At 70.7% G+C, this 21127-nt stretch carries 16 protein-coding genes and 1 tRNA gene; 4 read left to right on the forward strand and 13 right to left on the reverse strand.

Features of this window, described 5'->3' with window-relative positions:
• Positions 1-10: 10 nt before the first annotated feature.
• From B1729_RS04290 to B1729_RS04305, 4 genes are all read right to left on the reverse strand, one after another.
• Positions 11-2848, reverse strand: coding sequence for an HAD-IC family P-type ATPase (locus B1729_RS04290; RefSeq protein ID WP_163630889.1), 2838 nt, complete (start codon positions 2846-2848; stop codon positions 11-13).
• 57 nt (positions 2849-2905) lie between these two features.
• Positions 2906-3940, reverse strand: a complete 1035-nt coding sequence (locus tag B1729_RS04295; protein ID WP_163618630.1) for a ribose-phosphate diphosphokinase — start codon at positions 3938-3940, stop codon at positions 2906-2908.
• Positions 3915-5387, reverse strand: coding sequence for a bifunctional UDP-N-acetylglucosamine diphosphorylase/glucosamine-1-phosphate N-acetyltransferase GlmU (glmU, locus tag B1729_RS04300; protein WP_163630891.1), 1473 nt, complete (start codon positions 5385-5387; stop codon positions 3915-3917). Before glmU ends, B1729_RS04295 begins: the two co-directional genes overlap by 26 nt.
• Before the next feature lies 1 nt (position 5388).
• A tRNA-Gln gene (locus tag B1729_RS04305) sits at positions 5389-5460 on the reverse strand.
• Positions 5461-5560: 100 nt separating this feature from the next.
• Here B1729_RS04305 and B1729_RS04310 point away from each other — a divergent pair.
• Positions 5561-6064, forward strand: a complete 504-nt coding sequence (locus B1729_RS04310; RefSeq protein WP_163618628.1) for a MarR family transcriptional regulator — start codon at positions 5561-5563, stop codon at positions 6062-6064.
• A 10-nt stretch (positions 6065-6074) separates the two neighbouring features.
• Here the strand turns inward: B1729_RS04310 and B1729_RS04315 are convergent, their stop codons facing one another.
• From B1729_RS04315 to B1729_RS04330, 4 genes are all read right to left on the reverse strand, one after another.
• Positions 6075-7886: an ABC-F family ATP-binding cassette domain-containing protein gene (locus B1729_RS04315; protein ID WP_163618627.1), complete on the reverse strand. Its 1812-nt coding sequence runs from the start codon at positions 7884-7886 to the stop codon at positions 6075-6077.
• Positions 7887-8050: 164 nt separating this feature from the next.
• Positions 8051-9400, reverse strand: coding sequence for a GNAT family N-acetyltransferase (locus B1729_RS04320; RefSeq protein ID WP_163630893.1), 1350 nt, complete (start codon positions 9398-9400; stop codon positions 8051-8053).
• Positions 9401-9433: 33 nt separating this feature from the next.
• Entirely contained in the window at positions 9434-10360 is a 927-nt protein-coding gene (locus tag B1729_RS04325) for a 4-(cytidine 5'-diphospho)-2-C-methyl-D-erythritol kinase (protein WP_163618625.1), read from the reverse strand.
• Positions 10357-11442 carry an aldo/keto reductase gene (locus B1729_RS04330; protein WP_163630895.1) on the reverse strand — a complete coding sequence of 362 codons (1086 nt, stop codon included), beginning with the start codon at positions 11440-11442 and terminating at the stop codon, positions 10357-10359. The genes B1729_RS04325 and B1729_RS04330 overlap by 4 nt, the downstream gene beginning before the upstream one ends.
• A 190-nt stretch (positions 11443-11632) precedes the next feature.
• Between B1729_RS04330 and B1729_RS04335 the strand changes: the two genes are divergently transcribed.
• The gene (locus B1729_RS04335) at positions 11633-13219 is read left to right on the forward strand and encodes a stealth conserved region 3 domain-containing protein (RefSeq protein ID WP_163630897.1); all 1587 of its coding nucleotides are present in this window, start codon (positions 11633-11635) and stop codon (positions 13217-13219) included.
• Here the strand turns inward: B1729_RS04335 and B1729_RS04340 are convergent.
• Positions 13167-14087, reverse strand: a complete 921-nt coding sequence (locus B1729_RS04340) for a phosphodiesterase (protein ID WP_163630899.1) — start codon at positions 14085-14087, stop codon at positions 13167-13169. The genes B1729_RS04335 and B1729_RS04340 overlap by 53 nt on opposite strands.
• Positions 14088-14205: 118 nt before the next feature.
• Positions 14206-15066 carry a 16S rRNA (adenine(1518)-N(6)/adenine(1519)-N(6))-dimethyltransferase RsmA gene (gene rsmA, locus B1729_RS04345; RefSeq protein ID WP_163630901.1) on the reverse strand — a complete coding sequence of 287 codons (861 nt, stop codon included), beginning with the start codon at positions 15064-15066 and terminating at the stop codon, positions 14206-14208.
• Between the two features lie 106 nt (positions 15067-15172).
• On the opposite strand from rsmA, the gene B1729_RS04350 reads away from it, so the two are divergent.
• Together B1729_RS04350 and B1729_RS04355 are read left to right on the forward strand one after the other, a co-directional pair.
• Positions 15173-16636 carry a sugar porter family MFS transporter gene (locus B1729_RS04350; RefSeq protein ID WP_163630903.1) on the forward strand — a complete coding sequence of 488 codons (1464 nt, stop codon included), beginning with the start codon at positions 15173-15175 and terminating at the stop codon, positions 16634-16636.
• A gap of 44 nt (positions 16637-16680) precedes the next feature.
• Complete coding sequence (locus B1729_RS04355) at positions 16681-17985, forward strand: MFS transporter (RefSeq protein WP_163630905.1); 1305 nt, start codon at positions 16681-16683, stop codon at positions 17983-17985.
• A 10-nt stretch (positions 17986-17995) separates the two neighbouring features.
• Here the strand turns inward: B1729_RS04355 and B1729_RS04360 are convergent, their stop codons facing one another.
• The 3 genes from B1729_RS04360 to metG form a co-directional block, all read right to left on the reverse strand.
• Positions 17996-18508 carry an NUDIX hydrolase gene (locus B1729_RS04360; protein WP_163618618.1) on the reverse strand — a complete coding sequence of 171 codons (513 nt, stop codon included), beginning with the start codon at positions 18506-18508 and terminating at the stop codon, positions 17996-17998.
• Between the two features lie 21 nt (positions 18509-18529).
• Positions 18530-19450, reverse strand: a complete 921-nt coding sequence (locus B1729_RS04365) for a TatD family hydrolase (RefSeq protein WP_163618617.1) — start codon at positions 19448-19450, stop codon at positions 18530-18532.
• A 93-nt stretch (positions 19451-19543) separates the two neighbouring features.
• Complete coding sequence (gene metG, locus B1729_RS04370; RefSeq protein ID WP_163630907.1) at positions 19544-21124, reverse strand: methionine--tRNA ligase; 1581 nt, start codon at positions 21122-21124, stop codon at positions 19544-19546.
• Between the last annotated feature and the right edge of the window lie 3 nt (positions 21125-21127).

The raw sequence follows: 21127 nt of genomic DNA on the forward strand, positions 1-21127 counted from the left end.
CCAACCCGTCCTATGAGCCGCCTTTGAGCGCGTCGGCGGAGGACGACGTCGTGCCGCGCGCACGCAGTGCGGCCTTGAGCGCCTCGACCGCGAGGAAGATGCCGATCGACACGACGATCGGAAGGATCCAGGATGTCGCCGCCAAGGGCCGCGAATCGAACAGCACGTTCATGGCCGGCACGTACGTGTAGATCACCTGGAGCACGATCAGGGCGATGGCCGACCACCAGACCGCGCGGTTTCCGCGCAGCACGTCGAGCGTGAGGCTCGAACGGCTGAGGAACCGGCAGTTGAACAGGTACGCGAGCTGGCCCAGCGCCAGCATGAGGACCGCTTCGGTGCGGGCCACCTCGATGTCTTCCCCCGCCGCGACGACGCCGTAGAAGACGCCCATCGCGGCGCCGCCGATGACGAACGACACGAGGAGCACGAACCCCAGTTCGCGGCGATCGATGATCGGGCCGCCGGTGGCGCGCGGCGGACGGCGCATGATGCCGCGCTCGGCGGGCTCGTACGCGAGCGCGAGCGACAGGGTCACTGCCGTCACCATGTTGACCCACAGCACCTGCACGCTCGTGATGGGCAGCGCCAGACCGAAGACGACGGCCACGAGGATCACGAGCGACTGCGCGCCGTTGGTGGGCAGCAGGAACACGATCGACTTGCGGAGGTTGTCGTAGATGCGCCGGCCCTCGGCGATCGCGCTGCGGATCGTCGCGAAGTTGTCGTCGGCCAGCACGAACTCGGCGGCCTCCTTGGTGGCTTCCGTCCCCTTGATGCCCATGGCGATCCCGACGTCGGCGCGCGTCAGGGCGGGCGCGTCGTTGACGCCGTCCCCGGTCATGGCGACGACCTCGCCGTGCGACTGCAGCGCCCGGACGATCCGGATCTTGTGCTCGGGGCTCGTGCGGGCGTACACGTCGACGTCGCGCACGACCTCTCGCAGCTGCTCCTGGCTGAGCGCCTCGAGCTCGGCGCCGGTGAGCACCTCGGCGTCGGCGCCCGCCAGACCCATCTCGTGCGCGATGGCGAGGGCTGTGCCGGCGTGGTCGCCCGTGATCATCTTCACGCGGATGCCGGCGGTGTGGCAGTCCGCGATGGCCTCGACCGCTTCGGGCCGGGGCGGGTCGACGATCCCCCACAGCCCGATGAACTCGAGGTCGATGAGGTCGTCGAGCTCGAACTCGTCGGTGGTCGGCCGCACCGGCTTGCGCGCCGCCGCGAGGACGCGGAGACCCTGCGAGCTCAGGTCGGCGACGGCCGCGTCCCACCGGGCGAGGTCGAGCGGCTCCGACCCGTCGGCGCCGCGCTGCGTGAGCGACCGCTCGAGCAGCCGGTCGGGCGCGCCCTTGACGAGGATCGCCCGCGACACCTCGCCGGCCGCGCCACCCGAACGGGCCCCTTCGTTGAGCGTCGCCATCAGCTTGTGGGCCGAGTCGAACGGGATGACGGCGACCCGGCGCCCGCCGGCGCTCCCGACGCCGCCCTTCATCGCGACGACCTTGAGGGCGCCCTCCGTCGGCTCGCCCACGAGGTTCCACGCGCCGTCGTCGCCGCGCACGATGTGCGCGTCGTTGCACAGCGTCGCGATCGCGAGGATCGCGGCCAGATCGCCGCGGTCGGCGGCCGCCCCCGGCACCGCGTCCGCGGCCGTGCCCGTGCCCGTGCCCGTGCCCGTGCCCGTGCCCGTGCCCGCCGGGACGATCTCGCCCTCGGGGACGTAGCCGAGCCCGGTCACGTCGTACTGGCCGAGCGGCGTGACGATGTGCCGCACCGTCATCTCGTTGCGCGTCAGCGTGCCCGTCTTGTCGGAGCACACCGTCGTCACCGAGCCGAGCGCCTCGACCGCGGGGAGCTTGCGGGTGATGGCGTTGTGGCGGGCCATCTGCTGCACGCCGATGGCGAGGGGGATCGTCACGAGCGCCGGCAGGCCCTCGGGGATCGCCGCCACGGCGAAGCCGATCGCCGCCGAGATGAGCTCGGGGTACGGCATCCCGTGCAGGAACCGCCCGATCATCATCATGATCGCGGCCATCGCGAGGATCACGACGGTGAGCACGCGCCCGAAGCCGTCGAGCTGACGCGTGAGCGGGGTCGCGAGCGACTCGGCCTCGTCGGCGAGGCTCTGGATGCGGCCGAGCTCGGTCGTGGGGCCCGTCGCGGTGACGACACCGCGCCCCTGACCGGCACTCACGATGGTGCCCGAGAAGGCCATCGATCCCCGGTCCCCCACGCCCGCCTCGGGCGCCGACGGTTCGGTGGTCTTCGACGACGGGACGGACTCGCCGGTGAGCGCGGCCTCGTCGATGCGCAGCTGGAACGCCTGCAGCAGCCGCAGATCGGCAGGCACCTTGTCGCCCGGCATCAGCCGCACGACATCGCCCGGCACCAGATCGGCAGCAGGCACGGTCACCCAGCCGCCGTCGCGCCGCACGCTGGCGTCGGCCGACAGCATGCCCCGGATGCCGGCGAGGGCCTTCTCGGCGCGCCCCTCCTGGATGTACCCGATCACGGCGTTGATGACTGCGACGACCATGATCACCCAGAAGTCGAGCCAGTCCCCCATGAGCGCCTTGATGACGGCGGCGCCCAGCAGGATGTAGATCAGGGTGTCGTTGAAGTGCGCCAGGAAGCGCAGCACCGCCGGCTTGCGCACGGGATCCGGCAGGCGGTTGGGACCGGCGATCTCGAGGCGCGCCTCGGCGTCAGCCGCCCGCAGTCCCCCGGCGTCGGCGTCGAGCTGCGCCAGCACCTGCTCGACGGGAAGCCCCCAGGGACGGGCGACGGTGAGGCGGGCCTCCGTCATCTGTCCGGAGTCGAGCGGTGCGGAATCCAGCGGCTGCGTCATGGATGCTACGTCCTTCCGTCGCCGCCGCGGAGTCGGTGGTGAGACCCTGTGCCGGCGTCAGGCCGCCCCGTCGAACATGCTGGTGACGGAGCCGTCCTCGAACACTTCGTGGATCGCCCGTGCGAGCAGCGGGGCGATAGGCAGAATCGTAAGGCTCGGGAACCGCTTCTCGTCGGGGATCGGCACCGTGTCGGTCACCACGACCTCGTCGATCGCCGGGCTCTGCAGCCGCTCGGCCGCCGGATCGCTGAAGATCGCGTGTGTCGCGGCGACGATGACCTTGGTCGCCCCATTGGCCTTGAGCGCCTCGGCGGCCTTGACGATCGTGCCGCCGGTGTCGATCATGTCGTCGACCAGCAGGCAGACGCGGCCGTCCACCGCGCCGACGATCTCGTTGACGGTGACCTGGTTGGCGACGTTGGGGTCGCGGCGCTTGTGGATGATCGCCAGCGGCGCGCCGAGGCTGTCGGACCACTGGTCGGCGACGCGCACGCGCCCGGTGTCGGGCGAGACGACGGTGAGGCGCTCGCGGTCTGGTTCACTGAGCGTGTTCTCGAAGTACTCCAGCAGCACCGGCTTGGCGAACAGGTGGTCGACCGGACCGTCGAAGAAGCCCTGGATCTGCGCGGCGTGCAGGTCGACGCTCATGATGCGGTCGGCCCCCGCGGTCTTGAAGAGGTCGGCGACCAGTCGCGCGCTGATCGGCTCGCGGCCGCGGCCCTTCTTGTCCTGGCGGGAGTAGGGGAAGTACGGCGCGACGACGGTGATGCGCTTGGCCGACGCGCGCTTGGCGGCGTCGAGCATGATGAGGGTCTCCATCATCCACTCGTTGACCGGCGGCCCGAAGCTCTGGATGAGGAAGAGGTCGCAGCCGCGGATCGAGACCTCGAACCGCGTCAGGATCTCGCCGGACGCGAAGGTGCGGTACTCGGTGGGCACCAGCTCCGTGCTCAGCTGCTCGGCGACCTGCGCCGCGAGCTCGGGGTGCGAGCTCCCGCGCGCGATGACGAGCCGCTTCTTCGTCTTGGCGACGAGGCCCGGGGCGATGTCATTCGCCCGGTCGAGTTCAACGGTCTTCTTCTTGCGCGCCATCGTCCGCCTTCTGTGCGCTGCGGGCCTTGGCGGCGACGTCCGCCGCTCCGGTACCCGGTCTGTTCTGCTCGACCCACCCCTCGACGTTGCGCTGAGGGGCCACGCTGAGAGCGAGAGCACCGGCGGGCACATCCTTTCGGATGACCGCCCCCGCCCCCGTCTTCGCGCCGTCTCCGATCCTAACGGGCGCCACGAAGACGTTATGCGAGCCGGTGTGCACTTCGTCGCCGATCTCGGTGCGGTGCTTGGTCAGGTCGTCGTAGTTCGCGGTGATCGCACCCGCGCCGAGGTTGACCCCGCGGCCGATCGTGGTGTCGCCGACGTACGACAGGTGTGGCACCTTGCTGCCCGCGCCGATCGTGGAGTTCTTCGTCTCGACGAAGGTGCCGATCTTGCCGTTCTCCCCGAGGTAGGTGCCCGGTCGGAGGTACGCGAACGGGCCGACCGTCGCGCGGGCGCCGATGACGGCGAGCGTCGCGTCGGTGCGGGTGACGGTGGCGTCCTCGCCCACCTCGCAGTCGACGAGGCTCGTGTCGGGCCCGACGACGGCACCGGTCGCGATCGTCGTCGCCCGCAGGATGTGCGTGTTCGGGAGCACCGTGACGTCGGGGGCGAGCGTCGCGGTGACGTCGATCCAGGTCGTCGCAGGGTCCAGGATCGTCGCGCCCTCGAGCTGCCAGCGGCGCACCGTGCGGGCGTTGAGCAGCCGAGCGGCCTCGGCCAGCTGCACGCGGTCGTTGACGCCCAGGGCGGCGGCGGCATCCGGAGCGGTCTGCGCCGCCACGGCGAGGCCATCGCCGCGCAGCAGCTCGACCACGTCGGTCAGGTACTTCTCGCCCTGCGCGTTGGCGGTTCCGACGAGCGCCAGCTCGGTGCGGAGCGCCTGCAGCTGGAAGACGTACACCCCCGCGTTGATCTCGGAGACGGATGCCTCATCCGCCGCCGCATCCTTCTGCTCCACGATCCGCGACACGGCGCCGTCGGCGTCACGGATGACGCGGCCGTAGCCTGTGGGATCGTCGAGCGACGCGCTGAGCACCGTCGCGGCGACGGCACCGTCGCGGTGCCGGCGGACGAGCTCGGCGAGGGTATCGGCATCGAGGAGCGGCACATCACCGCTCAGCACGAGCACGTCGCCCGTGAAGTCGTCGAGCGCGTCGAGGGCCACCTCGACCGCACGGCCGGTTCCCGGGATCTCGTCCTGGTCGACCACGATGACACCTGGCGCGGCCTCGGCGACCGCACCCGCGACGAGGTCGCGCTCGTGCCGCACGACCACCACGACCCGCTCCGGCTCGAGGGCGAGGGCGGTGTCGAGCACGTGCCCGACGAGCGGGCGACCCCCGATGCGGTGCAGCACCTTCGGCAGCGAGGACTTCATGCGGGTGCCCTGGCCGGCGGCGAGGACGATGATGGCCAGAGCGCGGTCGCGGGGGGTGTCGGTCATGCTCCGCCGCCAGGACTCGAACCTGGGCCTCACAGCTCCAAAGGCTGTCGTGCTGCCATTACACCACGGCGGACCACGGCGACCGATGCTCCGGATGCCGCCCGACAAGTCTGCCAGACCGTGTCGCCGGGCTCGGCCCGCGCTCGGGTGCACGACACCGCGATAATGGGGGCATGACGGGGCAGAGCGACGAGGTGGACCGCATCGTCGAGGCGTGGACGACGCAGCGCCCCGACCTCGACTTCTCGCCGCTGGGCGTGCTGTCTCGCGTCGACCGGCTGTCGCGTCACCTCGACCGGGCGCGCCGCGACGCGTTCCGCCGCAGCGAGCTCGAGCCGTGGGAGTGGGACGTGCTGTCGGCCCTGCGTCGCGCCGGCGAGCCGTTCCAGCTGAGCCCGAAGCAGCTGCTGCAGCAGACGCTCGTGTCGAGCGGCACGATGACGAACCGCATCGATCGCCTGGTCGGCCGCCGGCTGGTGCGCCGCGAGTCGGACCCCGACGACGGTCGCAGCGTGCTGGTCACGCTGACCGACGAGGGGAAGATCCGGGTGGATGCCGCGATCACGCGTCTCGTCGATGCCGAGGCGCTCCTCCTCGACACGCTCTCGCGCGGCGACCGCGAGCGGCTGGCAGCCCTGCTGCGCAAGCTCAGCCTGGGCTTCGACGCCCAGGACTAGATCGCTGCGCTCAGCCGATCTGCTCGGTGAGCTCGAACCAGCGCTCCTCGACGTCGTCGCGCTCCTTCTCGAGGTCGCCGATGCGCGCCATCTCCGCTCCGAGGCCCACATAGTCCGCCTGGTCGTGCTCGGCGAGCGCGATGCGGGCGGCACCGATCTGCGACTCGAGCTTCTCGAGCCGACGCTCGAGCGCCGACACCTCCTTCTGCGCGGCGCGCAGGTCGGCCCCCGACAGCGAAGGGGACGCGGATGCGGGGGCTGCGGCATCCGCTGCGGCGCCGCGTCTCGTATCGTCACGCTCGCTCAATGCCCGGGCGCGCAGCCGCAGATACTCGTCGACGCCTCCCGGGAGGTGGCGCAGGTGGCCGTCGAGTATCGCGTACTGCTGGTCGGTGACGCGCTCGATGAAGTACCGGTCGTGCGACACGACCAGGAGCGTGCCCGGCCAGGAGTCGAGCAGGTCCTCGATGGCGGCCAGCATGTCGGTGTCGAGATCGTTCGTGGGCTCGTCGAGGATGAGCACGTTCGGCTGCTCGAGCAGGATCAGCAGCAGCTGCAGCCGGCGCTTCTGACCGCCGGAGAGGTCCTTCACCGGCGTCGAGAGCTGCGCACTCTGGAAGCCCATGCTCTCGAGCAGCTGGCCGGGAGTGAGCTCCTGCGCCTTGGAGCCGGCGCCGAACGTGTAGGTCGTGCGCAGCCGCGAGATGACGACGCGCACCGGATCGTTGAGATGCTCCTCGAGCTCGTCGAGGCGCTGTGTGAGGGTGGCGACCTTCACGGTCTTGCCGCGCTTGACACGCCCCGACGTGGGCTCGACGTCGCCCGACACCAGACCCAGGAGGGTCGACTTGCCGGCGCCGTTGACGCCGAGGATCCCGGTGCGCTCGCCGGGTGCGATCCGCCACTCGACCGGATGCAGCACCTCGCGGCCGTCGTAGGCGACGGCCGCGTCGAGGAGGTCGACGACGTCCTTGCCGAGGCGCGAGACGGCGAGCGAGCGCAGCTCGGTGGCGTCGCGGATCTCGGGCACGTCGGCGATGAGGACGTTGGCGGCGTCGATGCGGAACTTCGGCTTGGACGTACGGGCCGGAGCGCCGCGGCGCAGCCAGGCCAGTTCTTTGCGGGCGAGGTTCTGCCGCCGCTGCTCGATCACCGCGGACTGGCGGTCGCGCTCCACCCGCTGGAGGATGTACGCCGCATAGCCGCCCTCGAACGGCTCGACGATCCGGTCGTGCACCTCCCACGTGGTGTTGCACACCTCGTCGAGGAACCAGCGATCGTGCGTCACGACCAGGAGGCCGCCCTGGTTTGCGGGCCACCGGCCCTTGATGTGCTCGGCCAGCCAGGAGATCGCCTCGACGTCGAGATGGTTGGTGGGCTCGTCGAGGAAGAGCACGTCGTGGTCGCCGACCAGCAGCGTCGCGAGCGACACGCGCCGGCGCTGGCCGCCCGATAGGCCCGCCACGGGTCCGTCCCAGGGCAGATCGCCCAGCAGCCCCGCGATGACATCGCGCGCCCGGGGGTCGCCCGCCCACTCGTGGTCGGGGCGATCGCCGACGACGGCCTGGTGCACCGTGAGCGTGTCGTCGAGAGTGTCCGCCTGGTCGAGCACGCCGACACGGATGCCGCCGCGCACGGTCACGCGACCGCCGTCTGGTTCGAGCCGGCCGGCGAGCATCGCCAGCAGGCTCGACTTGCCGTCGCCGTTGCGGCCGACGACGCCGATGCGGTCGCCCTCGTCGATGCCGAGCGAGACCCGGTCGAAGACGACCTTCGTCGGGAACTCCAGATGCAGGGCCTCGGCCCCCAGAAGATGTGCCATGTCCCCTCCAGGCTAGGCGAGGTGCGGGGCCCGGCCGCGCGCGGGACGCCGAGGAGACCTGGTCAGCACACCTACCGCACATGGTCGTGCTCGACCCCGCACTCGCGACCGGCCCGGCAGCGATGTGTTCCCGCCGGAGGTCCTGCGCGCCGAGCGACCGCGAGTCAGTACCAGATGCTCAGCCGCGGCGCCGTGTGCCAGCCCAGCACGCGAGCGGCGGCCGCGGCATCCGTCGTCGTGATGCGGCCCGCCGCGGCGAGCGTCGCCGGCGACACCGCCCCGAGGTAGGTGGCCGACAGCTCGGTGATGCCGAGTGCGACCTCCAGGGCCCCCTCGGGCGACTCACCGTCGGCGAGAGCACTCACCCGTCCGACGCCCTCAGCGTCGACCTCGAGCAGATACCGTCCGCTCGAGAGCCCCAGCGGGTCGGACACGTCGAGCACGAGCGTGCCCGCGGCGCCGTAGCGGCGTGTCTCGAGGCATGCCGCCACGTCGATGATCCGCACGTACTGGTGGTCGCGCACCGTCACCTTCGCCGCCCGCTGGTCGGCGATCATCCACAGCAGCGGCTCGTCGATCGAGAGCTCTCCCGCGTGCACCTCGGCGACCAGGTCGAGCTCGAGGAGGAACCGCCAGAGCGCGGCGTACGCGTCGTCGGTCTCGGCCAGGAGGTAGTGGACGGTGACCGTCGCCTTGGTGAAGTCGTCGTGGTTCTCGCGCACGGCGTAGACCGCGGCACCGCGCACCTCGCCTGCGGCGTCGGTGTACTGCACGGCGCGCTTCTCGGTCGCCTTCTCGGCGCCGGGCCATACACCGGAGACGTTGTCCCAGTGACCGCCCGGCACGTCGATCTCACCCGGGAAACGGTGGCGCACCTGCTCGTGCAGCGCCGGCAGCAGCTCGCGGACGCGCTCGCGGCTCACGAAGTCGATGCGCCCGGCAGGCTGCGGACCGATCCATGACGCGCGCTTGGTCTCGATCCGCCACGACGCGCCTGCCGCGGCCGGCGCGAATCCGTAGCGGCCGTACAGCGGCGACTCGCTCACGGTGAGCATCGCCATGGGGATGCCGGTCGCCTGAGCGGCCCGCAGCTCGCCCTCGAGCATCGCTCGGGCCACGCCGCGCCGGCGGTGGGTGGGCGCCACCGTGACGGCCGAGATCGCGCACGACGGGATCGCCGCGCCGCCGGGCACAGTGAGCTCGCCGAGCCAGGAGGCGATGGTCGCCACCGGCGCGTCGGCCATGGGGCCGAGGGGATCGTAGACCCCCGTGAGCCGCCGGTAGCCGCTGCGATCGCGCGACGCCGCGACCTGCTCGTCGGTGCGTTCCCCGTCCTGGAAGCCTCTCGCCACGCTCTGCAGCCAGCCGACGAACCCGTCGTGGTCGACCGGGAGGCGGCGGTAGTCGAGGCCGTTCGCGGCGAGCCGCGTGCGGGACTGCTCGTCCACGGGTCCGCCGCGGAACGCGGCGTGCTCGGACTCGCCGGAACCGCGCGTGGAATCGACGGTGTTCATGGTGTCTTCCTCTCTGGGGTCAGGACGCCGGTCTCACGCCACCACGCGCGCGCCGGCCACCGGCCCGTGCACGTGGAGCGCCTCGTACCCGGCGGCCGAAAGCGTGATCTGCAGCTCGAGTGCCGACTCGGGATCGACCGCCAGGAAGGCCAGCGTAGGGCCGGACCCCGACACCAGCCCGGCCAGCGCTCCGGACTCCTCACCCAGCTCCAGCACCTCGCGCAGCTGCGGCCGCATCGACAGGGCGGCGACCTGCAGGTCGTTGCGGGTGTGCTCGGCGAGCGCGACCGGGTCGCCGGCGCGGAGCGCCTGCAGCACCGTGGGGTCGACGGCGGGCACGCGGGCGGCGGTGGCGATGTCGGGGCGCGCCCGCAGCTCGTCGAGATGCGCGTACACCTCGGGCGTCGACAGTCCGGCCTTCGACGGCACCACGACCCAGTCGAACCGGCCCTTCGCGAGGGCGGGGCTCAGCTGGTCGCCGCGGCCGGTCCCGATCGCCGTTCCGCCCATGAGCGCGAACGGCACGTCGGCGCCGAGCCGGGAGGCGAGCTTGTGCAGCTCGGCGGTGCCCAGCTCCGCACCCCACAGCGCATCGCACGCGACGAGGGCGGCCGCGGCATCCGCTGATCCGCCGCCCATCCCGCCCGCGACCGGCACGTGCTTGACGATGTCGAGGTGCACGCCGCCGTCGTATCCGATGCGCTGCGCCACGAGCCGCGCCGCGCGCACCGCGAGGTTGCGATCGTCAGCCGGCACGCCCGCCACGTCGACGGTGCCCGAGATCGCCACGGTGAACTCGTCGGAGGGCGACGCCCACACGTCCTCGTACAGCGACACCGCTTGATACGCCGAGGCGACGTCGTGGTAGCCGTCGTCGTGCACACCGCCGACCTCGAAGAAGAGGTTCAGCTTTCCCGGGGCCCGCACCCGGACGCCGTCGGCGGCGAGGGCCTGCGTCACCGGTTCGCCGATTCCGCCCAGAGGTCCACGTCGATGCCGTCCGACAGCGCGTCGATGCGCTCCAGCTCCTCGGTGTCGAACGCCGGACCCGCGAGGGCCTCGAGGTTCTCATCGAGCTGCGCCGGGCGCGACGCGCCGATCAGCGCGGAGGCGACCACCGGGTCGCGCAGCACCCACTGGATCGCCATCTGGGCAAGCGTCTGCCCGCGCTCCTTGGCGATGACGTCGAGCGAGCGGAGCGTCGAGAGGCCCTTCTCGCTCAGCGATCCGGCGGGAAGCGACGCCCGCTTCTGGGCGCGCTCCGCCGAGCCGTCGCCGAGGTACTTGTCGGTCAGCAGGCCCTGCGCCAGCGGCGTGAACGCGATCGCCCCCATGCCCTCCTGCCGCAGCACCCCGGTCAGGCCGTCTTCGACCCAGCGGTTGAGGATCGAGTACGACGGCTGGTGGATCACCAGCGGCGTGCCGAGCGAGCGGGCGACGGATGCCGCGGCCGCCGTGCGCTCCGCGCTGTACGACGAGATTCCGACGTAGAGGGCCTTGCCCTGACGTACCAGGGTATCGAGCGCGCCCACCGTCTCTTCGACCGGGACGTCGGGGTCGACGCGATGCGAATAGAAGATGTCGACGTAATCGATGCTCATGCGCTGCAGGGACTGCTCCGCGCTGGCGAGCAGGTACTTGCGCGAGCCGCCGTTGCCGTACGGCCCGTGCCACATGTCGTAGCCGGCCTTCGAAGAGATCATGAGCTCGTCGCGGTACGGCGCGAAGTCCTCCCGCATCATGCGGCCGAAGTTCGTCTCGGCGCTGCCGTACGGCGGGCCGTAGTTGTTGGCGAGATCGAAGTGGGTGATGCCACGGTCGAACGCGTGGCGCAGCAGTGCCCGCTGGTTGTCGAAGGGGATGTTGTCGCCGAAGTTCCACCAGAGGCCCAGCGAAACGGGAGGAAGGGTGAGGCCCGACGTGCCGACGCGGCGGTACTCCCTCCCTGCCGCTGAGCCCGTCGCAGCGTAGCGGTCGGCAGCGGCGGCGTAGGGGCGGTGGAGGTCTCCTCCACGGGACTGGTAGCGCGCGTCTTCGGTCACCGGTCCAGGCTATCGGCGCGGCGTGCGGAACGCAGGTGGCGCCCCCGGTGTGTGCTCCCCCGCACCGGTGCACACTGGACACACGGGATGCCAGCATGTCAAGGATGCGGTCGGAAACGTCTTCGTAACGGATGATGCCTAAGGTGACCACACCGGACGGCGACACCGCGTCGCCAGCGAAGGAGGAAATATGGCCGCACTCTCGGCTCTGCCGCAGCCCGCCCTCACGTGGACGGGACTGCTGGAGCGCGCGGACATCGCCGTCGACCGCGGCATCCTGCACGTCGTGCACGACGATGTCACGCCGGTCGAGGCCCGCACGACGGATCTCCTGCTCGCCGCCGGTGCCCTGGAGGCAGCCGGCATCGCCGTGACCCTGATCCGCCACGACCGCGCGATCCCCGCGCTGGCCGTCGACCTCGCCGATCGCGAGAGCGCGCTGGCCGCGCTCGCCGGCCTCTGCGCGACGGAGCCCGTGTACATCAAGGCGAAGGGGCGTCCGCCCGTGCTCGCCTCCGACGCCTCGCCGTTCCCCGCGGCCCCGTCCGGCGTCCGCGTCTACCGGCCGCGCATCAGCCGCAACGGCACGCTCCGCTACACCGCCGCCCTCGGCGCCCACCTCGAGTTCTGGCGCTTCGCCGACGACGTCGTCGAGGCGCCCCACGACAACGCCCTCACGCGCAAGCTCACGCCCGCCGACGATGTCACCTACAGGACCGTCGAGCGGTACGGGCGTGCGTGGCGGACGCTGGACGGCATGTTCGACCCGCAGCCGCACGAGTTCACCGAAGACGTCGACCTCGTCTTCTCGTGGGTGGACGGCTCGTCGAGCGCCTTCCAGCGCATGCGCGCCGCCCAGATGGCCGAGTACGTGGTCGGCGACGGCGACGACGGTCCCGCGCGCTACCGGCACGTGGACGAGCTGCGCTACGCGCTGCGGAGCGTCCACATGTACGCGCCCTGGGTGCGGCGGATCTTCATCGCGACCGACTCGCCGGCGCCGTCGTGGCTGCTCGAGCACCCGAAGGTGACGATCGTGCGCAGCGAGGAGTTCTTCGCCGACCCCTCGGTGCTGCCGACCCACAACTCGCACGCCGTCGAGGCGCAGCTGCACCGGATCCCGGGCCTCGCCGAGCACTTCCTGTACTCCAACGACGACATGTTCTTCGGCCGCCTGGTCGAGCCCGAACTCTTCTTCACCCCGGCGGGCGTGACCAAGTTCGTCGAGTGCGAGGTGCGGATCGGCGCCGGCGCCCCGGCGTCGCACCGCAGCGGTCACGACAACGGGCTCCGCGTCAACCGGGCCCTGCTGAGCGAGCGATTCGGCCGCACCATCGTGCGCGACCTCGACCACTGCGCGACGCCGCTGCGCAAGAGCGTCATGGCGGAACTCGAGGAGGCCTTCCCCGACGACTTCGCGCGGACCGCGGCATCCCGCTTCCGCTCCGCCACCGACATCTCGGTCACGAACAGCCTCTACCACTACTACGCCCTCATGACCGGGCGCGCGGTCGCCACTCACGAGCCGCGCGTGCGCTACGCGCAGACCACGATGGCGTCCGGGCTCCGGCGCATGCAGCGTCTCGCCGAGCGCACCGACGTCGACATGTTCTGCCTCAACGACGGCGGCAACGCCGAGGTCCCCGAGGACGTCCGGGTGCAGAGCCTCCGGGACTCGCTGGAGCGCATGTTCCCGGTGCGGGCGCCGTGGGAGCGCGCCGAGCTCAGCGCAGCAGAGGAATCGGCTCGGTCGGCGCATCCCTCCGGACGACGCTGAGCGGCGCGACGTCGGCGGCACGCAGCCGGCGCTGCGCCTCGTCGGCGTCGATGTGCTCCAGGGTCCGCGGCGCGTCGACCGGCACAACCGAATGCACGACGGTGTCGTCGTAGACGTGCACGAGGTTGAAGGCCTGCGCGCCGTCCTGGGGGCGGGTGCCGCCGACGGGAACCGTGAGGTCCTGCGCGTAGCAGGTGGACGAAGCGACCGACACCGGAATGCCGGCGAAGGTGGCGAACGTCGAGTAGTGCAGGTGGCCGGCGATGATGGCCCGCACATCGGTGCCGCGCAGCACCGCCGCCAGCCGTGACTGATCGCGCAGCTCGACGCTCGCAGCGAGCTGCAGCACCGCGGGAACCGGCGGGTGGTGCATCGCGACGATGGTGCCGAGCGGCGCCGGGGTGGCGAGCACCCCGGCCAACCAGGCCAGCTGCTCGTCGCGCAGCTCGCCGTAGTGGTGCCCCGGAACGCTGGTGTCGAGGGTGACGACGCGGAGCCCGTCGAGCTCGTCGACGCGGTCGACGGGACGCAGATCGGGGGCCTCGTCCAGCAGCTGGGCGCGGAACGCCGCGCGATCGTCGTGGTTGCCCATCACCCAGAGCACGCGCGCGCCGATCCGTTCGGCGAACGGCTCGACGAGGGCCCGCAGATCCGCATAGGCACCGCGTTCGCCGAGGTCGACGAGGTCGCCCGTGAAGACGACCGCATCGGGCCGCACGCCCGATGCCTCGATGACGTCCAGCGCGCGTGACAGCTGAGCCGCCCCGTCGAGGGCATCGAACAGGCGCGGCGTGGACGCCGCGCGCAGGTGGGTGTCACTGATGTGCAGCAGGATGCGTTCAGGGGCCGGGTGCTCGGCGGGTCGCATGTCGGTTCACTCCGGTCGGCCGCGAGGCAAGCTGCCCGTGTAGCGGGACGGCAGACGCAGAAATGTTACCGGCATGTTTCGGGCTATTCGGTCACCACACGGTGAACAATGACCAAACTCACACCGCGTCGGGATCTCCGGCCGCGTGCGCGATTCGGACGAAATCGTCGATCGAGAGGTCCTCGCCGCGCGCGGTCGGCGCCACGCCGGCGCTCTCCAGCACCGCGGACGCGGCGGCTGCGGATCCACCGAGCACCGCGGACGTCGCCTGCCGCAGCATCTTGCGCCGCTGCTGGAACGCCGCGTCGACGATGCCGAACGTCCTCCGGCGCAGGGCCTCGTCACCGCGCGGCTCCGCATCCCGGCGGAACCCGACCAGCACGCTGTCGACATTGGGGACGGGCCAGAAGACCTGTCGCGAGACGGTTCCCGCCAGCCGCCAGGGGCCGTACCAGGCCGCTTTGACGCTGGGTGCGCCGTACACCTTCGACCCGGGCGGGGCGGCGAGCCTCTCCCCCACCTCTGCCTGCACCATCACGACGCCGCGATCCAACCCCGGAAAGTGCTCGAGGAAGTGCAGCAGCACCGGCACGCTCACGTTGTAGGGCAGGTTCGCGACGAGCACCGCGGGGTCGCCGGGCAGCTCGGTGACACGCAGCGCATCGGCATCGACCACCGTGAGCGCCCCGTCCGCGACGCCGTGTGCGGCGGCGGTCGCGGGCAGACGCTCCGCGAGGCGGTGGTCGATCTCGACGGCGGTGACGGATGCCCCGGCCTCCAGGATCGCGAGGGTCAGCGATCCGAGACCCGGCCCCACCTCGACCACGCGGTCGCCCGGAACCACCTCGGCGACATTCACGATCTTGCGGACGGTGTTGGCGTCGACGACGAAGTTCTGCCCGAGCTTCTTCGTCGGCGTCACGTCGAGTTCGGCGGCGAGGGCACGGATCTCGGCCGCGCCGAGGAGTGTCACGGGCATGCGTTCACTGTACGGTGTGCGGGTGCGCAAACCCGGATCGTCCGAGGTTCGCCGACCGGCCGCTGATGACCTCGCTCCGGTCGCACCCGGCCGCTAGCGTACGACCATGAGCTCGACCGGATCAATCCCCGCAGACGCGTTCTCCCTCCGCAGCCCGTACGGGCGCCGCGCGATCGGCCTCTCGGTCGCCGCCGCGGTCGGCGGATTCCTGTTCGGCTTCGACTCGTCGGTGATCAACGGCGCCGTCGACTCGATCTCGCAGGATTTCGGGCTGAACGACGTCATCACCGGCTTCGTCGTCGCGATCGCGCTGCTCGGCTGCGCCGTCGGCGCGATCATCGCCGGCAACCTGTCGGACCGCTGGGGGCGCCTGCGGGTCATGTTCCTCGGCGCCATCATGTTCTTCGTCAGCTCGATCGGCGCCGGGCTCGCCTTCTCCGCCTGGGACCTCGCGCTCTGGCGCGTGATCGGCGGTCTCGGCATCGGCATCGCGTCCGTCATCGCCCCTGCCTACATCGCCGAGATCGCGCCGCGGCACATCCGCGGCGGGCTCGCCTCGCTGCAGCAGCTCGCGATCACGCTGGGCATCTTCGCCGCCCTGCTGTCGGACGCGCTCCTGGCGAACAGCGCCGGCGGCGCCGACGAGGTGCTGTGGTTCGGCCTCGAGGCGTGGCGCTGGATGTTCCTCGTGGGCGTCATCCCGTCCGCGGTGTACGGCATCCTGTCGTTCACCCTGCCGGAGTCGCCGCGCTATCTCATCGCGAAGGGACGGTACGCCGAAGCGAAGGAGATCTTCTCGCGCCTCGTGCCGGCCGCCGACCTCGACCACACCATCCGCGACCTGCAGACCGCGATCGAGAGCGACCGCAAGAACGCCGGCGTCTCGCTGCGGGGTCCCGTGCTGGGCCTGCAGCGGATCGTCTGGGTCGGCATCATCCTGTCGGTGTTCCAGCAGTTCGTCGGCATCAACGTGATCTTCTACTACTCCACGAGCCTTTGGCAGTCGGTCGGATTCGATGAGAGCGACTCGTTCACGATCAGCGTCGTGACCTCGATCACCAACGTGCTCGTGACCCTCATCGCGATCTTCCTGGTCGACCGCGTGGGCCGGAAGCCCATCCTGCTGACCGGCTCCGTCATGATGGCCGTGTCGCTCGGACTGATGGCGATCTCCTTCGTGTTCTCCGAGACGGATGCCGAGGGCGCGGTCACCTTGCCCGCACCGTGGGGGCCGATCGCGCTCATCGCGGCCAACGTGTTCGTCGTAGGCTTCGGCGCGTCGTGGGGGCCCCTCGTGTGGGTGCTGCTCGGCGAGATCTTCCCCAGTCGCATCCGCGGCAAGGCGCTCGGCGTCGCCGCCGGGGCGCAGTGGATCGCGAACTTCCTCATCACGATCTCGTTCCCCGCGATGTCGTCGTGGTCGCTGCCCCTCACGTACGGCATGTACGCGGTGTTCGCGGCGCTGTCGTTCTTCTACGTCCTGCTGCGCATCCCCGAGACCAAGGGCATGGACATCGAGCAGACCGAGACGCTCTTCACGCACAAGGGCGCCGCCACGCCCACGAGCTGAGACCGCGGCGGCTGCGGCATCCGTCCCGCCTCTAGGATGAACGGATGCCCTCGCTCGGCGAACTGATCGCACCACGCCGCCTGGGCACCGATTTCCGGTGGCTCCTCGCGTCCTCGTGGACGAGCAACCTGGGCGACGGCATCGCCCTGGCCGCCGCGCCGCTGCTGATCGCCTCGCTCACCTCGTCGCCCATCCTCGTGGCCGCCGGCGCCATGATGCAGTTCCTGCCGTGGCTGCTGTTCGGCCTGCTCGCCGGTGCCGTCGCAGACCACCACGACCGGCGGCGCCTGGTGATGCTCGCCAACGGTGTGCGGGCGCTCGTCGTGCTCGCCCTGGTGGTGTTCCTCCTCACCGGGAACGCGACCGTCTGGCTCGTGCTGGCGACCAGCTTCCTCTACGGCACCGCCGAGGTTTTCGCCGACTCGGCCGGCAGCACCCTGCTGCCGATGCTCGTCAAGCCCGCCGACCTCGGCATCGGCAACGCCCGCATGCAGGCGGGTTACCTCGTCGCGAACCAGCTCGCCGGACCACCGCTCGGTGCGTTCCTGTTCGCCCTCGGCTCGTTCTGGCCGTTCCTGCTGCAGGTGCTGTGCGTGTCGCTGGCGGTGCTGCTGATCTCCCGCATCGCACGCACGCCCGTCCCCCAGCATCCGGAATCGTCCCCCGGGACCAAGGTGCACGCGATACGCGAGGGGCTGCAGTGGCTGCGCCACAATGCGCCGGTGCGCACGTTGGTGATCATCATCCTGGTCTTCAACGTGACCTGGGCCGCCCCGTGGGGCGTCCTCGTGCTGTACGCCACCGAATACCTCGGCATGGGACCGGTCGGCTACGGCGCCCTGGCCACCGCCTCGGCGCTCGGCGGCTTCATCGCGATCTTCAGCTTCGGCTGGCTCGAGAAGCACGTATCGTTCTCGACGCTGATGCGGGTGTGCCTGTCGCTCGAGGTGCTCATGCACCTCTCGTTCGCGCTCACGACCTCGCCCGCGGTGGCGTTCGTCATCATGTTCGGCTTCGGCCTGTACGCCTTCGTGTGGGGCACGATCTCGACCACCGTCCGCCAGCGTCTCGTGCCGATGGAACTGCAGGGCCGCATCGCCTCGGTGAACATGGTGGGAGTCTTCGGCGGACTGGTGATCGGTCAGTTCCTCGGCGGGATCATCGCGCAGACGTGGGGGCTCACGGCGCCGTGGTGGTTCGCCTTCGCCGGCTCCGCCATCACCCTCGCCTTGGTGTGGCGGTCGATCTCGCACATCGCCGCCGCGAAGCCGGTGCTGGATGCGGAGTCGGCCGACGAGATCGATCGCGGGAGCGACCCGGGCGCCGGCGGCATGCCGCTGCCCGACTGACGCGGCTCGCCTACGGCTGAACGCGCTGTGCGAGCCGGGCGCCCAGCTCCTGCAGCCGCGGCACCCAGGGCGCTGCCATCTCGCCCGCCGCTGCGCGGCGAAGCGCCTCCGCGAAGGGGACCCACGCGCTCTCGCACACCTCTTCCGGATCGAGCGCCAGTGCCGGGTCGCCCGCCACGACCGCGACGTAGACGTCGAACAGCGCCGTCCGCTCGGTGAGCCGACCGACCAGGACCACGTCGTCGGCGCCGACCTGGACCCCGGTTTCCTCGACGAGCTCGCGCACCGCGGCCTGAGGGCTCGTCTCGCCGACGAGCGCGCTGCCGGCGGGGAACTCCCAGTCCAGCGGGAAATCCTTGGTGGCCGCGCGGCGCGTCATGAGAACGAGCCCGTCGCCACGCACGACGCACACCGACGCCACGATGTGGAACATCCCTGCCGGGAAGTCCGGGTCGCCGCGACGGTGCGTGCGTCCGGTCGGGATGCCGGCGGCATCCGTCACGTCCCACAGCTCGTCGTCCACGTCTGCTCCTCGAGGCTCCGGTCAGTCCTCGAACGAGCCGTAGGCCTCGAGGGTGTTGGCGGCGACCTGGGCGCAGAACTCGTCGACATCGACGCCGAGCTCGGCGGCCATGAAGCGCACGGTCACCGGCACCAGATACGGCGCGTTCGGACGGCCGCGGTGCGGAATCGGCGTCAGGAACGGGGCATCCGTCTCGACCAGGATCCGCTCGCGCGGCGTCACCGCGAGCGCATCGCGCAGGTTCTGGGCGTTCTTGAACGTGACGTTGCCCGCGAACGACAGGTAGTAGCCGCGCTCGGCGGCGATCCGCGCCATGGCGTCGTCGCCAGAGAAGCAGTGGAAGACTGTGCGATCCGGCGCGCCGACCCGTGCGAGGGTCTCGAGCACGGCGTCGTGGGCGTCACGGTCGTGGATCTGCATCGCGATCCCGTGCTTCTTCGCGAGACCGATGTGCGCCTCGAAGCTCTCGAACTGGGCGGGCAGGCCATCTTCGCCGGTGCGGAAGAAGTCCAGCCCCGTCTCGCCGATCGCCCTCACACGCGGCTGCGCCGCCAGCTCGTCGATGACGGCGATCGCCTCGTCGAGCCGGCCGGCGGCCGCGTATGCGGGCGCTTCGTTCGGGTGGATCGCGACGGCTGCCAGCACGCGGGGATGGGATGCCGCGGCCCATGCCGACCACCGGCTCGACTCGATGTCGCCGCCGGCCTGCACGACGCCGGCGACGCCGACCTCGCCGGCGCGCTGGAGCTGCTCGTCGAGCGACAGACCGACCTCGCCGTCCTCGATCTCGAGGTGCGCGTGGTTGTCGTACACCGGTACCGACAGCGGCTCCGGGGCGTCGGGATAGGTGACGTCCCGCGATCCCTTCTCGCGGGTGCGGACGTACTGCGAGGGGTCGGAGCCCTCCGCGGGGTACGGGACTGCGGCGGTCGCTTCACTCACTGATGTGTCCCACTTTCTTGCGCTCTTCGGCCCCGAACGCCGCCTTATCGGGACACGACGCCGCGAAATCGGGACATGGATATTGGTACCGAGTCAGACCGACTGCTCGACGCGCGGGAACAGCGGCGCCAGACCGTTGACCGACGTGCCGGGCTTCAGCACGCCCCAGGCGCCGGTCTCGCGGATCCGCTGGTCCTGGAGGCGCCCGAGCGACTCGGCGGCGCCGAGCGCGACCCAGAGCTTCTCCGTCGATTCCGGCATGACCGGCGACAGCAGCACCGCGAGCGCCCGCAGGCCCTCGACCGCCGTGTACAGCACGGTGCCGAGGCGCTCGCGCTGGGCCTCGTCCTTCGCCAGCGCCCACGGCTCGTTCTCGGTGATGTACAGGTTCAGCGCGTCGACGATCGTCCACACCGAGCTGATCGCCTCGTCGATGCGGAAGCGCTCGATCGCGGCGTCCGCGTTGGCCGCGGCATCCGCCACCGTCTTCTGGATGTGCACATCCGCCGCGGTGTACTCGGCGGGCGGCGGCACGACACCCTCGAAGTAGCGCTCGACCATGGCGGTCGTGCGCGAGGCGAGGTTGCCGAAGCCGTTCGCGAGCTCGGCCTGGTAGCGGGCCGACAGGTCCTCCCACGAGAACGAGCCGTCCTGACCGAACGCGATCGCCGACAGGAAGTAGAACCGGTACGCGTCCGAGCCGAAGACGTCGGTGATCTCGGTGGGCGCGATGCCGGTCAGCTTCGACTTCGACATCTTCTCGCCGCCGACGAGCAGCCAGCCGTGCGCGAAGACGCCGCGGGGCACTTCGAGGCCGGCAGCCATGAGCATCGCCGGCCAGATCACGGCGTGGAAGCGGAGGATGTCCTTGCCGACGATGTGGTACGCCGGCCAGCGGCGGGCGAACTCCTCGGGGTCGGTGCCGTACCCGATCGCCGTGGCGTAGTTGAGCAGCGCGTCGACCCAGACGTAGATGACGTGCGACTCGTCCCACGGGAGCGGGATGCCCCAGTCGAACGCGGAGCGCGAGATCGAGAGGTCCTTCAGCCCGTTCTTGACGAACGAGACGACCTCGTTCCGCGCCGACTCGGGGCGCACGAAGTCGGGCACGCTCGAGTACAGCTCGAGAAGCTTGTCCTGGAACTCGCTCAGCTTGAAGAAGTAGTTCTTCTCCTGGAGCAGCTCGAGCGGCTTCGAGTGGATCGCGCAGACCTTGAGGCCCTCGAACGCACCGGTGCCGTCGACGATCTCGGACTCGGGCTTGAACTCCTCACAGCCCACGCAGTACAGCGCCTCGTACTCGCCGGCGTAGATGTAGCCGCGGTCGTAGATCGCCTGCACGAACTGCTGCACGCGCTCCTCGTGGCGCTGCTGCGTCGTGCGGATGAAGTCGTCGTTGGCGACATCCAGCGTCTGCAGCACCGGGAACCAGGCCTCGGTGACGAGCTTGTCGACCCACTCCTGCGGCGTCACGCCGTTCGCCGACGCGGCACGCATCATCTTCTGACCGTGCTCGTCGGTGCCCGTCAGCATCCAGGTGTCGTCGCCCGCCTGGCGGTGCCAGCGCGCGAGGGTGTCGACCGCCACGGTGGTGTAGCCGTGGCCGATGTGGGGCACGTCGCTCGGATAGTAGATCGGCGTCGTGATGTAGAAGGACGAGGGGCCGGAAGTCACCCG

It is taken from the genome of Microbacterium sp. B35-04 (genome assembly GCF_010634885.1).
Classification (GTDB): Bacteria; Actinomycetota; Actinomycetes; order Actinomycetales; family Microbacteriaceae; genus Microbacterium.